13 protein-coding genes are annotated in these 13,395 nt (G+C 62.4%); 3 read left to right on the top strand and 10 right to left on the bottom strand.

The features are described from left to right. Positions 1–112: 112 nt before the first annotated feature. The 3 genes from ACQY1K_RS14175 to tal form a co-directional block, all read right to left on the bottom strand. Positions 113–1,561: a hypothetical protein gene (locus ACQY1K_RS14175; RefSeq protein ID WP_430257649.1), complete on the bottom strand. Its 1,449-nt coding sequence runs from the start codon at positions 1,559–1,561 to the stop codon at positions 113–115. A gap of 248 nt (positions 1,562–1,809) precedes the next feature. Next, entirely contained in the window at positions 1,810–3,516 is a 1,707-nt protein-coding gene (locus ACQY1K_RS14180) for a methyl-accepting chemotaxis protein (protein WP_430257650.1), read from the bottom strand. A gap of 152 nt (positions 3,517–3,668) precedes the next feature. Next, positions 3,669–4,634 (bottom strand): transaldolase, encoded by a 966-nt coding sequence (gene tal, locus ACQY1K_RS14185; RefSeq protein WP_430254981.1) that lies wholly within the window; start codon positions 4,632–4,634, stop codon positions 3,669–3,671. Positions 4,635–4,807: 173 nt separating this feature from the next. Between tal and ACQY1K_RS14190 the strand changes: the two genes are divergently transcribed. Next, positions 4,808–5,791 (top strand): sugar-binding transcriptional regulator, encoded by a 984-nt coding sequence (locus ACQY1K_RS14190; RefSeq protein WP_092659685.1) that lies wholly within the window; start codon positions 4,808–4,810, stop codon positions 5,789–5,791. A gap of 378 nt (positions 5,792–6,169) precedes the next feature. On the opposite strand, the gene ACQY1K_RS14195 is transcribed toward ACQY1K_RS14190, so the two are convergent. From ACQY1K_RS14195 to ACQY1K_RS14210, 4 genes are all read right to left on the bottom strand, one after another. After that, on the bottom strand, positions 6,170–6,445 hold the full coding sequence (locus ACQY1K_RS14195) for a ribbon-helix-helix domain-containing protein (RefSeq protein ID WP_430257651.1): 276 nt from the start codon (positions 6,443–6,445) through the stop codon (positions 6,170–6,172). Between the two features lie 90 nt (positions 6,446–6,535). Continuing rightward, positions 6,536–7,144, bottom strand: coding sequence for a dual specificity protein phosphatase family protein (locus tag ACQY1K_RS14200; RefSeq protein WP_430257652.1), 609 nt, complete (start codon positions 7,142–7,144; stop codon positions 6,536–6,538). Between the two features lie 94 nt (positions 7,145–7,238). After that, positions 7,239–8,135 carry a methylated-DNA--[protein]-cysteine S-methyltransferase gene (locus tag ACQY1K_RS14205; RefSeq protein WP_430257653.1) on the bottom strand — a complete coding sequence of 299 codons (897 nt, stop codon included), beginning with the start codon at positions 8,133–8,135 and terminating at the stop codon, positions 7,239–7,241. Positions 8,136–8,201: 66 nt separating this feature from the next. Continuing rightward, positions 8,202–8,699: a DUF2244 domain-containing protein gene (locus tag ACQY1K_RS14210; protein ID WP_062582056.1), complete on the bottom strand. Its 498-nt coding sequence runs from the start codon at positions 8,697–8,699 to the stop codon at positions 8,202–8,204. Between the two features lie 21 nt (positions 8,700–8,720). Between ACQY1K_RS14210 and nth the strand changes: the two genes are divergently transcribed. After that, the gene (gene nth / locus ACQY1K_RS14215) at positions 8,721–9,491 is read left to right on the top strand and encodes an endonuclease III (protein WP_430257654.1); all 771 of its coding nucleotides are present in this window, start codon (positions 8,721–8,723) and stop codon (positions 9,489–9,491) included. Here the strand turns inward: nth and ACQY1K_RS14220 are convergent. Further along, positions 9,473–10,201: a sulfate transporter family protein gene (locus tag ACQY1K_RS14220; protein WP_430257655.1), complete on the bottom strand. Its 729-nt coding sequence runs from the start codon at positions 10,199–10,201 to the stop codon at positions 9,473–9,475. The two genes, nth and ACQY1K_RS14220, sit on opposite strands and share 19 nt — an antisense overlap. Before the next feature lie 141 nt (positions 10,202–10,342). On the opposite strand from ACQY1K_RS14220, the gene ACQY1K_RS14225 reads away from it, so the two are divergent. Next, a complete protein-coding gene (locus tag ACQY1K_RS14225) occupies positions 10,343–10,993 on the top strand; it encodes an NAD(P)H-binding protein (protein ID WP_430257656.1) in 651 nt (216 codons plus the stop codon). Between the two features lie 8 nt (positions 10,994–11,001). Here the strand turns inward: ACQY1K_RS14225 and ACQY1K_RS14230 are convergent, their stop codons facing one another. Together ACQY1K_RS14230 and ACQY1K_RS14235 are read right to left on the bottom strand one after the other, a co-directional pair. Beyond that, positions 11,002–12,594 carry an FGGY-family carbohydrate kinase gene (locus tag ACQY1K_RS14230; protein ID WP_430257657.1) on the bottom strand — a complete coding sequence of 531 codons (1,593 nt, stop codon included), beginning with the start codon at positions 12,592–12,594 and terminating at the stop codon, positions 11,002–11,004. 73 nt (positions 12,595–12,667) lie between these two features. Then, a complete protein-coding gene (locus ACQY1K_RS14235) occupies positions 12,668–13,387 on the bottom strand; it encodes an HAD family hydrolase (protein WP_430257658.1) in 720 nt (239 codons plus the stop codon). Between the last annotated feature and the right edge of the window lie 8 nt (positions 13,388–13,395).

The raw sequence follows: 13,395 nt of genomic DNA on the forward strand, positions 1-13,395 counted from the left end.
TTCCGACCATACGCAGCAACAGCCAACATGCTGTCCCCGCCCCGCCGCGCCAACGGGGCTCGATGGCAAGGGCCTCTCTGGACGATGGAGCAACCGATAGGTTGTTTTTTGACTAGGGCTTGCTGGCCGAACCAGCCTGTTGCGCCCGCAGCTTCTCAAGCCACGCAGCACCGGCCGCATCCGCGGCATTGGACCCGCCTGCTGCCGCGCCCGGCTGATCCGACGCGACCGTAGCGGCTGGTTCAGCGGCCTTGTCGTCATGTGCGGCGTCGCTTGCTGAAGGCCCGCCGGAACGGATCTCGTCGCTGCCATCCTGCTTCGACCAGCGCTTGCCGCCCTCGGCAGAGGTGCGGGGCTCTGGCGCGGGCTCGGTCTTTGGCGAAGCCGGCTCTGCCGAGACTTCGTCATGTGTGGCATCCGGCGCCGCGTCCGGAGCCTTGTCACTGGAACCGAAGAGCATCTCCTTCATGGAAGAGACAAAACTCTTCTCTTCGGTCGGTGCAGGTGTTTCTGCCGGCGCAGAGATAGGCTCACCCTTTGCGGCATGCTCTTTCGAACCCTCGGCTGTGTCATCCCCCGCTGCGGCTGGAGCTGGTGCATGACCATCCTGCTTCGAGTCGATTGGATGCTCGCCGCCTTGCGGTGCAGCGTGCCCCTCGCCGTCCGGCGCATGCGCGGCGGCGGCAGGCGCTGCTTCCTCTTTCGAACCGAAGATCAGGCCGGTCACCGAACTCAGGAGACCGCCGCTTTCCTTGGCGGCAGGTTCCCCGCCCTCGCCATGGCCCGAGGCCGCTGCCTCGCCATGTCCTTCCGCAGGCGCGCTGCCGTGCTCGGCTGCCGGCGCCGCTCCGTCAGCGGCTGGCGCGTCATGCCCACCGGAGGCTTCGCCATGTCCGGTAGGTTCATGCCCCTTGGCAGGCTTCTTGTCATGCCCCTTGGCCGCGCCGTGTCCTTCTGCGGCAGCAGCCTCGGCCGCGGCAATCGCCACGGGGTCGATACAATCGGTCTTGTCGGTGAGACTTGCTTCGAGATGCTCGATATCGGCGAGCGGCATGTCGATGCGCTGGCCGTAATACTCGCCCTTGGACGTCGCAGCACCCTCGACATAGAATGCGGAATAGGGTTCCCGCGCTGCGCCATCAGGTGCCTTGGAAACATCTGGAATGTAGACGACCTGCGCGCCAATCATGCGGCCGCGCATTTCGGCACGGTCCTTCGGACCTGCCTTGGAGACCATCGCCACCTGGACGATGTCGGCCTTTTCCTTCTCCTGGATGGATTTTGCCACGCGCAATGCGGTGCGGATGCGGGCCATGCCGTCACCAACGCCATCCGCCGAGGCAACCTCGTCGGCATTCACATAGCGGCGCACCCAGGTGCGTCCGTCGCGCTTGGTCGTGAACGTCTGCAACACCGAACAGGTCAGGCCGTTGAGATCGGCGTAGGACGGGCCGAAAAACTTTTCTTTGCCCACGAACACGGCCGCCGCGCCGCTGCCGGCGCAGAGCACGGAAACACCGCCGACGACCGCGAGCAGCTTCTTCGATAGCCGGATCTTCACGCGCCGAACTCCGGCATCATCACCCCATCACGCACAACAAGACATGGAATACTCAAGCCGCAGTCTGCGCTACTCTGATTGAAGAAGCTTTAAGCCTGGGCTTTTCCTTCGCCCAACGCCTGTCCCGGAATGAGGCTCCCGAAGCGCATCCACGCTCCGGCCGGCACATCGCCCATCATGCCTGACCTTCAGACGACAAAAGGCCCGCATGACGCGGGCCTCTCCACCGGTCGTCGCTCGCTGTTGCGTCAAGCGGCCCTGCGTCCGCCGCCGGCACGCGGTGAACCCGTTTCGCGCATTTCGCCGCGCCTGTTGAGCTTGAAATGTCCGACCAGTTCCGACAACAGAGCCGCGCCGCTTGCAAGCTGGCGGCTGATGCCGGTCGTGTGCTCCACCATCGCCGCGTTCTGCTGCGTCATCCGGTCGAGCTGCGAAACCGTCTGGTTGATGTCGGACAGGCCACCCGACTGTTCCTGCGCCGCAGTGGCCAGCGACTGGACATTCTGGTCGATCGAGGCGACAAACCGTTCGATCTCGTGCAGCGCGGCGCCCGTCGCGTCGACAAGGCGCACGCCCTCCGTGACCTGCCGGCCGGAATTCTCGATCAGTCCCTTGATCTCCTTGGCGGCTTTGGCGGAACGCTGCGCCAGTTCACGCACCTCCTGTGCCACAACCGCAAAGCCCTTGCCCGCCTCGCCCGCACGGGCCGCCTCGACGCCGGCATTGAGCGCCAGAAGATTGGTCTGGAACGCGATCTCGTCGATCACGCTGATGATCTTGGTAATCTCGGACGATGCGCCTTCGATCCGCTTCATCGCCGTGATGGTTTCCTGCACCACGCAGGAGGACGTGGTCGCAGATTGCAGCGCCCCCTTGACCAGCTTGCGGGTTTCCTCCGCATTGGTGTTGGAGGACCTTACCGTCTCCGTCACCTGCTCCAGCGCCGCCGTCGTTTCTCGAAGCGACGCTGCCTGCTCCTTGGTGCGGGCGGACAGCTGGTCGGCCGCCACCTGCATGTCCTGGCTGCTGTCGTTGAGGCTGGAAGTCTGCTGCAGGACCCCCATCAGCGTCTTCTGGAACGCCCCGATCGAGGCGTTGAAGTCCCGGCGCAGCGGCTCGAATTCCACGATGAAGGGCGTATCCAGCGTCTGCTGGATATTGCAATCGGCGAGACGTGCAAGTCCGGTGCCGAGATCGTTGACCACCCTTACCCGTTCGCTCACATCCGTTGCGAACTTGACGACCTTGAACACCCGTCCGCTGTCGTCGATGATCGGGTTGTAGGATGCCTGGATATAGATCTTCTCGCCGGTCTTGGTGATGCGGGTGAACTGATCGGCCGAAAAGGTGCCGCGTCCGAGCTTCTTCCAGAACTCCTGATAGTCCGGCGAGCGCGCATAGTCGGGTTCGCAGAAGATAGAATGGTGCTTGCCGACGATCTCATCGAGACGGTAGCCGACGGCGGCACAGAAATTGTCGTTGGCGTTGAGAATCTTGCCTGTCGGCGAAAATTCGATGATCGCCTGCGCCCGCGACAGTGCCTCAAGCTTGCCCCGGTCCTCGAGCGCCCGCTTGCGCGCTTCCGTGATGTCGGTCGCAAACTTCACGACCTTGTAAGGCTTGCCGCCTTTCAGAATCGGATTGTAGGTGGCTTCGATCCAGATCTCGCGGCCGCCTTTGCCCACGCGTTTGTATTTGCCCTGATCGAACGCGCCTGTGGAAAGCCGTGCCCAGAACGCCGCGTAATCTGAGGAAGCTGCATCGGCCGGATCGACGAACATGCTGTGATGCCTGCCGACGATCTCGTCCAGGCGGTAGCCGAGCGCATTGCAGAAGTTTTCGTTGGCATCGAGTATGATGCCCTTCAGGTCGAATTCGATGATCGCCTGCGACCGGTTGAGGGCCTTGATCACGGCGGCGTTGGACAAGATACGGCCAAAAGGAATCCCAGCCATCGATGCGCTCCAGCTTCAAAGTGATTTGTAGGCTGAAAGATCTAGGAGTTCCGGCTAAACGTTCGGTTAACCCTGTGCCTCGGCCGTGCACATTAGGAAAACGAAAAAGACCCGCACGAGGCGGGCCTTGTCATTGGAAAACGTTGAGGAAATCAGGCCGCGGCGCGGACCAGTTCCTTCTTCACGAGCTCGCGAAGCGCGCCGAGATCCTTGTTGAACGCCCGGATACCGTCCGAAAGCTTTTCGGTCGCCATCTGGTCTTCGTTGAGCATCCAGCGGAAGGTCTTTTCGTCCATCTTGATCGGCGCGGCCGGCTCGAACTTTTCAGGCGAAAGCTTGCGCTCCAGCGTGCCTTCAGCCTTGTCGAGCTCGTCGAGCAGGTTCGGCGAAATCGTCAGGCGGTCGCAACCGGCAAGAGCTTCGATCTCGCCGACATTGCGGAACGAGGCGCCCATGACGATCGTCGAGATGCCGTTCGCCTTGTAGTAATTGTAGATCGAACGCACCGAGACGACGCCCGGATCGGTCTCGGACGTGTAGTCTTCACCGGTCGACTTCTTGTACCAATCGAGAATGCGCCCGACAAAGGGCGAGATCAGGAACGCCTTGGCGTCCGCGCAGGCAACGGCCTGGGCGTGGCTGAACAGAAGCGTCAGGTTGCAGTCGATCCCTTCGGCCTGCAGAACTTCGGCGGCCTTGATGCCTTCCCAGGTCGATGCCAGCTTGATCAGGATGCGTTCGCGCTCGATGCCGCGATCCCTGTAGGCTGCGATGATCTTGTGCGCCTTGGTGATCGAACCTTCGGTGTCGAAGGAAAGGTCGGCGTCGACTTCGGTCGAAACACGGCCGGGGACAATCCCCGCAAGTGCCGCGCCCACGTCGATCGCCAGCTTGTCAGCCACGGCAACCGTGATCGCGTCGTCGCTGCCGCCCTGTTTGCGGCCCCAGGCAACCGTTTCCTGGAACGTGTCGGCAAATGCCGGCGAACCGATCGCCTTTAGAACGATCGACGGGTTGGTGGTGCAATCGACCGGCTTGAGGCGGGTCACCGCCTCGATGTCGCCCGTGTCGGCGACGACCGTTGTCATGGAACGAAGCTGCTCTAGTTTCGACGTCATCCGAATAAATCCTTGTTGAGCGAATACAAACGCTCGGGGCGTCGTATGGTTTCTGGATCGCTGTTGACCGGATAACAACCCTTCAGGGTAAAGAAGTCAAGACATTTGTCCTTCACAATTGACATATGTTTCACGTCAGCCCTATGGTCCTGAATGAAAAAGGACATCAGAATTTGGCCAAGCTGAGACGCGATACCCACACCGCATATTCGGAAGCGTCCTCCCTGCGGCTTCGCGCTGCCTGGCTCTACTACAACCAGGGCCTGACTCAGAAGGAGGTAGCCGAGCGGCTCGGCATCAGTCGCTCGACCGTCATCCGCCTGCTCGACGAGGCAATGAAACGCTCCGAAGTGCAGATCTGGATCTCGGAAGGCATCGACACCTGCGTCGAGCTGGCGACCAAGCTGGAACGCGCCTACGGACTGGATGAGGCGGTCGTGGTGCCCGCCCCGCGCGACAACAGCGCCGATGCGCTGGCCGGCGCCGTCGGTCTGGCGCTCGGCCAGTTCCTGTCGGAAGCAATCCAGAACGACATGACGATCGGCGTTGGCTGGGGCCGCACGATGACGGCAGCGCTTTCGAGCTTCCGCCCGCCCCGTCGCGAACGCTGCAAGGTCGTCTCGCTGCTGGGCGGCATCGTCGCTGTCCACCAGACCAACCCGATCGACTTCACCTGGCGCTTTGCCGGCCAGCTGGGCGCCGAATGCTTCATGTTCCTCGCCCCGCTTCTGGTCGACAGCGTCGCCACCAAACGGGCTCTGATCGACAAATGCGGCCTAGACGCCGTCTATGACCTCGCCGAGAACCTCGATCTCGCCGTCGTCAGCTGCGGTGATATCGGCCCGCATTCGACCTCGCTGTCGGAGGGGTTCATTTCAGCCACCGAACTCGAGCGGCTGATCGCCGCCGGCTGCGTCTGCGACACGATGTTCAATTTCCTCGACGAGGAAGGCCGGTCCGTCGATCAGAAGCTCAACGAGCGGGTGATGTCTGTCGACCTCGATACGCTCGCCAAGGCAAAACACATCGTCCTCTCCTCCGGCGGCACACACCGCGCCATCGCCATCCGCGCCACCATCCGCCGCATCGGCTGCAACACCCTCATCACCGACGAAACCGCCGCAGTGGAGCTGCTGCGGCTGGCGGAGGTGGATTAGGACCGCCTGCTTTCATCGTCGAATGCTGACGGGAGGTGCCTTTCGAGATCGACAGCGTCATGAAGCACGCGACCGATCCCGATAAGCGACAATTCAAGATACCGATAGAGAATGAAGTGGCGGGGCTGCACGACCAGTCCGCTTGCGTGCTTAGCCCTCGTCCGGCTACGCCTGAGATGGAAGCTGCGTATGCCTAACCCAAGCTCCGCCCTATCGATTGAACCCGGGTCCGGTCTTGCGACAAATCGCGAAAGGCAGTCACGAGAAGCTGTTCGTCACGGCGCCTTGCGCCGCGTCCGAAGTTCTCATCCGTATAGGCAATGATCTTGGTGATGTCGGCCTGGGCAGTCGCGGAAAAGCGGACTGTCGCCATACCCACTAACGTTGGTTCGGCGTGTCGCCAAGACCGGCAATGAATTGCTCCAGCCCGGTCACCGGCACATCGGCAAAACGGCCGTTTTCTAGGTCGTCGAAACCGGTCGCTGCGGCGCTCTGCAATAGCGCGAGTTTTGCCCCATCCAGCGCTTCACGCTGCTCGATAAGCCGCAGTGCATCGCCCACGATTTCGCTGGCGTTCTGATAGCGTCCCGTTTCCAGAAGCCGCGCGATCACCTGCTGGTGGTGCTCTGTCAGAACGACGTTGCATGGTGGCATGATGGCTCCTTGGAACTGGCCTAGATCCTAGCGCATTGGGCACGACCCGCCAACTGCCGGCAGAGTTTCCCAGCCTCGGCCGCAACGACGTCAGAGGTCGATATCCGTTGTCAGCAATGCAATCCTGTCGCGCCAGGAATGGTGCTCGAGCCGCTCCCATGTCCTGTCCATGGCATAGGCCGACGAGATGACCGGAATGCCGATATGGCCGAAGTAGAGGGAAAGCTGGCGCTCGGCGATCTCTTCGGACATGCCGGCGATCTCGCTGCTGTAAAGTCCGGCGGCAAGGCCGGTGCGGTCGGAACCCGAGCGGCAATGGATCAGGATCGGCTTCGGTGCGTCCCGCATCATCGTGACAAGCCGGTCCGCCTCAGCTTCGCTCAACTGCCTGGAAGCCGACATCCGGAAATCGAGATGCGTCAGGCCAAGCCTTTTTGCGGCGGAGACCTCCTCGGCATACCATTCGGCCTTGTCGTCCTCACCGCGCAAGTTGACGATGGTGCGGATGCCGTAGGTCTTTGCATAGGTCTCGATATCGGCGGCACCCGGCTGGGCAGACCGGTAGAGCTCGCCGTCGATCACCGTATGGAAATTGCCGCTGAGCTGCAGATACCCGAGATAGCCCCCCAAACCCAGAGCGGCAGCGAAAATCGCCGAGACTCCCATGCGAAACCAGCTTCTGACGCGTGACTGTTCCATGCTGCCGTCCGTTTAAGTGCAGGATGGCAATCATTTCGGCCTGTTTGCTGACACGCACCTGAAGGACGGCAAGTTGTCGGGCGGACTGTGCGGCTCAGGCGTTGCCTGTCTCCCAGCCCAGGATCGCCCGCTTGCGGGTCAGACCCCAGTGATACCCGGTCAAAGCCCCGTTCTTCGCCACAGCCCGGTGGCAGGGCACGACGAAGGAGATCGGGTTGGCGCCGATTGCGGCACCCACTGCCCGGCTTGCCGTCGGCTGGCCGATGTCCGAGGCGACGGCGGAATAGGTGACCGCCTTGCCGAACGGGATCTTCAACAGGCTTTGCCACACTTTCAGCTGAAAATCAGTGCCGATCAGAACGACATTGAGCGGCCGGTCGGCCGTCCATTGGCCCCGGTCGAAGATGCGGCCGATATAGGGGGCAGTCGCTTCACTGTCCTCGACATAGGCCGCATTCGGCCAGCGCCGCACCATGTCCTCGAAGGCCGGCTTTTCACCGCCGAGATCGGAAAACGCCAGGCCCGAAAGCCCACGCTCCGTCGCCATGACCAGCGCCATGCCGAATGGCGACGGGTGGAACCCGTAGCGGATCGTCAGACCCGCGCCCCTTCCCTTCCATTCGCCCGGCGACATCGCCTCATGGGTCACGAACAGATCGTGCAGCCGGCCGGGTCCCGACAGTCCGAGTTCATAGGACGTCTCCAGAAGCGGCAGACCTTCCTGGCCGAGCAGCCGCTTGGCATGATCGAGCGTCACCGCCTGCAGGAACGCCTTGGGCGATAGGCCCGCCCAACGGGTGAACACCTTTTGCAGCTGCGTCGGCGACTGGCCAAGTTCGGCCGCGATCGTTTCGAGCGAAGGCTGCGCGCGATAATCGAGCGTCAGCATCTCGATGACACGCCGCACCGTCTCGTAGTCGAAGCCATCAGGCGTCACGTCGATGCCGGGTGCGGACATGTCGGGCCTGGAAAGCGAAGCAAGAGCGTTCATGGCAATCTCCCTGTGCCCTATAGATGCACGCTCGATCCCATCAGAGCCACCCGTTTCTTGACAGGATCACAACCGTCTCGTGACGGTCGCAAGCGCTCCGCGAAATGCCCTCGCAAAGCTCTCACGATCGTCCGGGTTCAGAAACGAACCGATTTCGGTCTGCCGTCCCTCACCCGAGACCTGCATCGCCGTAATCCCGAATTCCTCGTGCCTGCTGACATTGAATCGCGCCCAAAACGGGTTGTAGCGATGCTCCACCATCCGCCCCGTTGGAGAAAATTTCCGGATCGACAGATTGGTCCTCGACACCGTGACTTCCTCGCGCTGCCGGCCGGAACGGTAGCTGAGTTTCAGCGCGCCATAGAGAAGCAGGAAATCAAAACCGAGAAACAGCCCGATCGGCCAAGCGCCGGTCGCCAGGAAGAAAAGGCCGTAGAACAGGCAGACGGCACCCGATATCGACAGCACGACGAAAAACCCGCGTCGGCCGAGCGACCGATAGGGCGTCAGTTCGGCCGCAAAGACCGGTTTCTCATCCATCGGCTGCGCGTTGATTTCCGTCATGGGGCGAGACTATACAGTGTCATGGCCCTTGCGAAAATCAAATCCACGAAAACCCCGGCGACAAAAAGCAGCACCACCAAAGGCCGGAAGCCGAAACGCTTCAAGCCGGCCTATACGCCTGACGAAATGGTGGAGATCTTCCGCCGCTTCTCGGTGCAGCGGCCGGAGCCGAAGGGCGAGCTCGAGCACGTCAATCCGTTTACGCTCGTGGTCGCCGTGGCGCTGTCGGCGCAGGCAACCGACGCAGGCGTCAACAAGGCGACCCGCGAACTGTTCAAGATTGCCGACACGCCGGAAAAGATGCTGGCGCTCGGCGAGGACGGCGTCATCGCCCATATCAGGACGATCGGGCTCTACCGCAACAAGGCCAAGAACGTCATCGCGCTCTGTCGCATGCTGATCGACGAGTTCGGATCCGAGGTGCCAAGCACACGCGAGGACCTGGTGCGCCTGCCGGGCGTCGGCCGCAAGACGGCCAATGTGGTGATGTCCATGGCCTTCGGCATCCCGACGCTTGCCGTCGATACCCACGTGTTTCGCATCGGCAACCGCTGCCTGATGGCGCCCGGTAAAACGCCGGATGAGGTCGAGGAGCAGTTCCTGAAGGTCATTCCCGACCAGTATCTGTTCCACGCCCATCACTGGCTGATCCTGCACGGTCGCTACACCTGCAAGGCGCGCAAGCCCGAATGCGAGCACTGCGTCATCGCCGACCTTTGTCGGTCGCCCGAAAAGACCTGTCCCATCCCAGCACCGCTGGTCGAGCTACCGCCTCAGGTGATCGGCGTCTGAAGCCGGAAGGACGGGTCGCGCTTCGATACCTTCTTGTGCAGATGCACCATCAGCCCGGCCGCAAACAGCGGCGTCAGCAGGTTGATGAAGGGGATCGCCAGGAAGCCGGCGATCAGCAGGCCCGCCACGAACACGGTAGAGGAATGCTTCGAGCGGAAAGCCCGCGCCTCTGCCGGCGGCCGGAACCGCATCGCGGCGAACTCGAAGAACTCGCGCCCCAGCAGATACCCGTTCACCAGGAAGAAGGCGATCAGGTTGACGCCGGGAATGAACAGCAGCAGCAACGCGATGACATTGCCGATGATGACGATGCCGAGAAACTGGATCGACCCGAGGATCGCCTGACCGAGCGGCATTTCCCGGCCCGGCACATCACCGGGATAGTCGCGCTTCTCGATCACCGCCGCCACGTCGTCGAGAAACAGGCCCGCAATCAGCGCGGTGATCGGCGCGATCAGCAAGGCAAGCACGAGCGCCAGCCCGATCCCGGCCGCGATCGCCGCAAACAGCGTCAGCCATCCCGTCCAATCCGGCACATCCGGAAAGAAGGCGGCAAACCAGGGCCAGAGATAGAGCGCGAAAAGCTCGCGCAAGCCGAACCACAACCCGATCAGGATCAGGAATGTCAGCCCCAGCGTCTTCCAGAAGGCCGATCTCGTCTCGGGCGCAAACAGGTTGACCAGCGATAGGCGTGCGGCGTCGAGGATCATCGGCGTCTCCAGGTTAGGCCCGCAGCATGTAGGTCAACCATCGCCCTGGAACAAGCGCCGGTGGATATAGGAATCTGGCCGCGAGAATCGTATACTCACCGGCAGACACCCGCACCGGGCGTGGTAGTGACGGAGATCCGCATGACAAGCCTGCTGCTCCTTGGCGCGACCGGATTAGTCGGCGGCCACGTCCTCGAACTGGCGCTCAAGGACGACCGGGTCACCCGCGTCGTCGCGCCCACCCGCCGGCCGCTGCCTCCGACCGCCTTGCCGGCCCATCCGAAGCTCGAAAATCCCATCACCGATCTCAGCAGCGGTCTGCCCGAGGCGGACTGGTGGACCGTCGACGCGGTCATTTCGGCGCTCGGCACCACGCGGGCAAAGGCGGGATCGGACGAGGCCTTCCGTCTGGTGGATTATGCCACGCCGCTCGGTGCGGCCCGGCGCGCGCATGAACGAGGTGCAACCCGTTTCTCGCTCGTCTCGTCCACCGGCGCCAATTCGAAGTCCAGCCTGCTTTACCTGCGTACCAAGGGCGAGCTTGAAGCTGCCATCCGCGCCATCGGCTTTTCCACGCTCACCATCGTCAGGCCCGGCCTTCTGGATGGCGATCGCAGCGAATTCCGGCTCGGCGAACGGCTTGCAAGCATGGCGCTGAAGATCGCCCATCCCATCCTGCCGCGACGGCTGCGCATCAGCCCGGCCCATGTGGTGGCAAAAGTTCTGCTGGATGCGGCAATCGGCGGTGAAAAGGGAGAGCGCATCGTCGAGGCGGATCAGCTTTCGGGATGAGTTGCAGCTTAGTCCAGCGACCGCAGCTCTTCGCGGTGACGGATCATCGCGAGGAACCGCCGGTAGTCGCGCTCATAAAGGTCTCGTCCCGTGCTGGGTAGCCGCTCGCTGCCACCGCTGTTCATCGCATGTCCGGCATCAAGCAACGAGCCATGCAGACCGCCCGCAACCGCGGCAGCCATGGCCGTTCCGAGCAGAACCGCATCGCGGTTGTGCGGGATGACCACCTTGCAGCCCGTGACATCCGCATAGAGTTCCACCAGCAGCGGGTTGTTCACATGCCCGCCGGTCACGTGCAGCGTCTCGAACCGGTAACCAAAGTCAGCCATCGCATCGAGAATATGACGGATGCCGAGCGCGATCGACACGCAGGTCCGCCAATAGCGGCGGCAAAGCCCGTCGAAGGACGTATCGAGCGTCAATCCGCTGATGACGCCGGTCGCATGCGGGTCCGCAAGCGGCGACCGGTTGCCGTGAAAATCCGGCAGAATGTGCAGATCCGGCGCGATCTCCTCGCCGCCCGCCGCCGCACGCATCTCGCCGACTCGGGCAATGATTCTCTCATGCAGATCGGTGGTCGGCTCGCCGCCGGCTGCGTGCATCATGACGATATGATCGAGCAGCGCGCCCGCCGCCGACTGTCCGCCTTCGACCAGCCAATGGTCGGGCAGTACCGCCTCGTAATATGGGCCCCAAAGGCTGCGACCGGGTTTCGGCTCCCTGGTGAAGGCGACGATGCAGCTCGATGTACCCCCGATCAGGGCAACGCTCGTCTCCAGCGACGAGCCTGGAAAGCTTTTCGCCCCAACACCGCCAAGCACGCCATAGGCACCCGCGTAAGCGTCGATCATTCCCGGCGCGACCTGAACGCCGGTATCGAGGCCAAGTTCGGCCGCCGCCTTTTCGCTGAGCGGTCCGATCGAGCCGCCGACACCGATCGTATCGTCCGGCAGACCGCCCTTCTCAATAAGGTCGTCGAGCCCGGCAAGCGCCAGATAATCCGCGCTCCAGCCCGGCGTCTCATGCGCCAGGTAATTCCATTTGGCCGTCAGCGTGCAGCGCGAACGCGACGCGGAACCTGTGGCTTTCCAGGTCAGGAAATCGGCAAGATCGAAGAAATAACCGGCCCGGCTCCAGCTGTCTGGAAGGTTCTGCTTCAGCCACATCAGCTTGGGCATTTCCATTTCCGGCGAGATCGATCCCCCGGCGAAATCGAGCACCGCATGGCCGCTTCTTGACAGCGTCTCCGCCTGACTGATCGCCCGGTGGTCGTGCCAGACAATCGTATCCTGATGCGCGTTGCCGCTGACAGATACGCTCAGCGGTGCGCCGTCGCGGTCCCGCGCCACAAGCGAGCAAGTCGCGTCAAAGCCGATGGCCGCCACCTGGGATGCAGAAATCCCAGCCTCGGCCAACGCCGCTTTCACGGAGATGCAGGTTGCGGACCAGATGTCTTCGGAGGAATGTTCGGCGTGCTTATCCCGCGGGCGGAACATCAGGATCGGATGTTTGGATTTCGCAATCAGCGTTCCGTCGCGGCCGAACACGCCGGCACGGGCGCTTGCCGTGCCGATATCGACCGCAACGAGAAAATCACGCATCCCGATTTGTTTCCTGTCCCTGTAAGTCGCGCAGACTGTCCCCGTCGCGTCCCGCCAGCCTGAAAGCCGAGCTTCAGGTGTTTGCGGAAACCGAACCGTTGCGATCCTCGATATATTTTTGGACAAGGTGGAGCAAATCCGGCATCGCGTCAAACACGACGTCGGGCGATAGCGCCTCGATCCGGTCACGGTATCCGGAAGTGTGGGTGTGCGATCCGCCGGTAAAGGCGAATGACGCCATGCCCGCCCGCTGGGCCGCCTCGATGCCCGCGGGGCTGTCTTCAATGACGATGCAATCTTCCGGCGCGAACCCCATTTCGCTTGCTGCCAGCAGGAAGAGGTCCGGCGCGGGCTTGCCGTTCTTCACCATTGTGGCGCTAAAGATATGGGGATCGAGCTTGTCGATCAGGCCGGTGATCGTCAGCGACAGCCGGATGCGGTCGGGATTGCTGGAGGATGCGACGCAGGCTTGAAGCCCGAGCGCCTCGAGCGTTTCGGCAATGCCGGGGATCGGCTTCAGCTCGGCCTTGAACAGGCTGTAGAGATCGGTGCGCATGCCGTCCAGAAATTCCGGCCCGGTGTGGAAACCGTATTCCTCGTCCATGACCTGGCGCATGGTCGCCAGGCTGCGGCCGAGGAAGCGCTCATAGGCTTCCTCCTCGGCCATTTCGATACCGTGGCGGTTGAGCGCAGCCACCAGAACCCGCACCGACAGCGGCTCGCTGTCGACGAGGACGCCGTCGCAATCGAAGATCACGAGATGGCGTGGTTTGATTGCGCTAATTCCCGTCACGGTGTCCA

This window comes from Neorhizobium sp. IRS_2294 (assembly GCF_050500145.1).
Lineage (GTDB): Bacteria > Pseudomonadota > Alphaproteobacteria > Rhizobiales > Rhizobiaceae > Neorhizobium > Neorhizobium soli.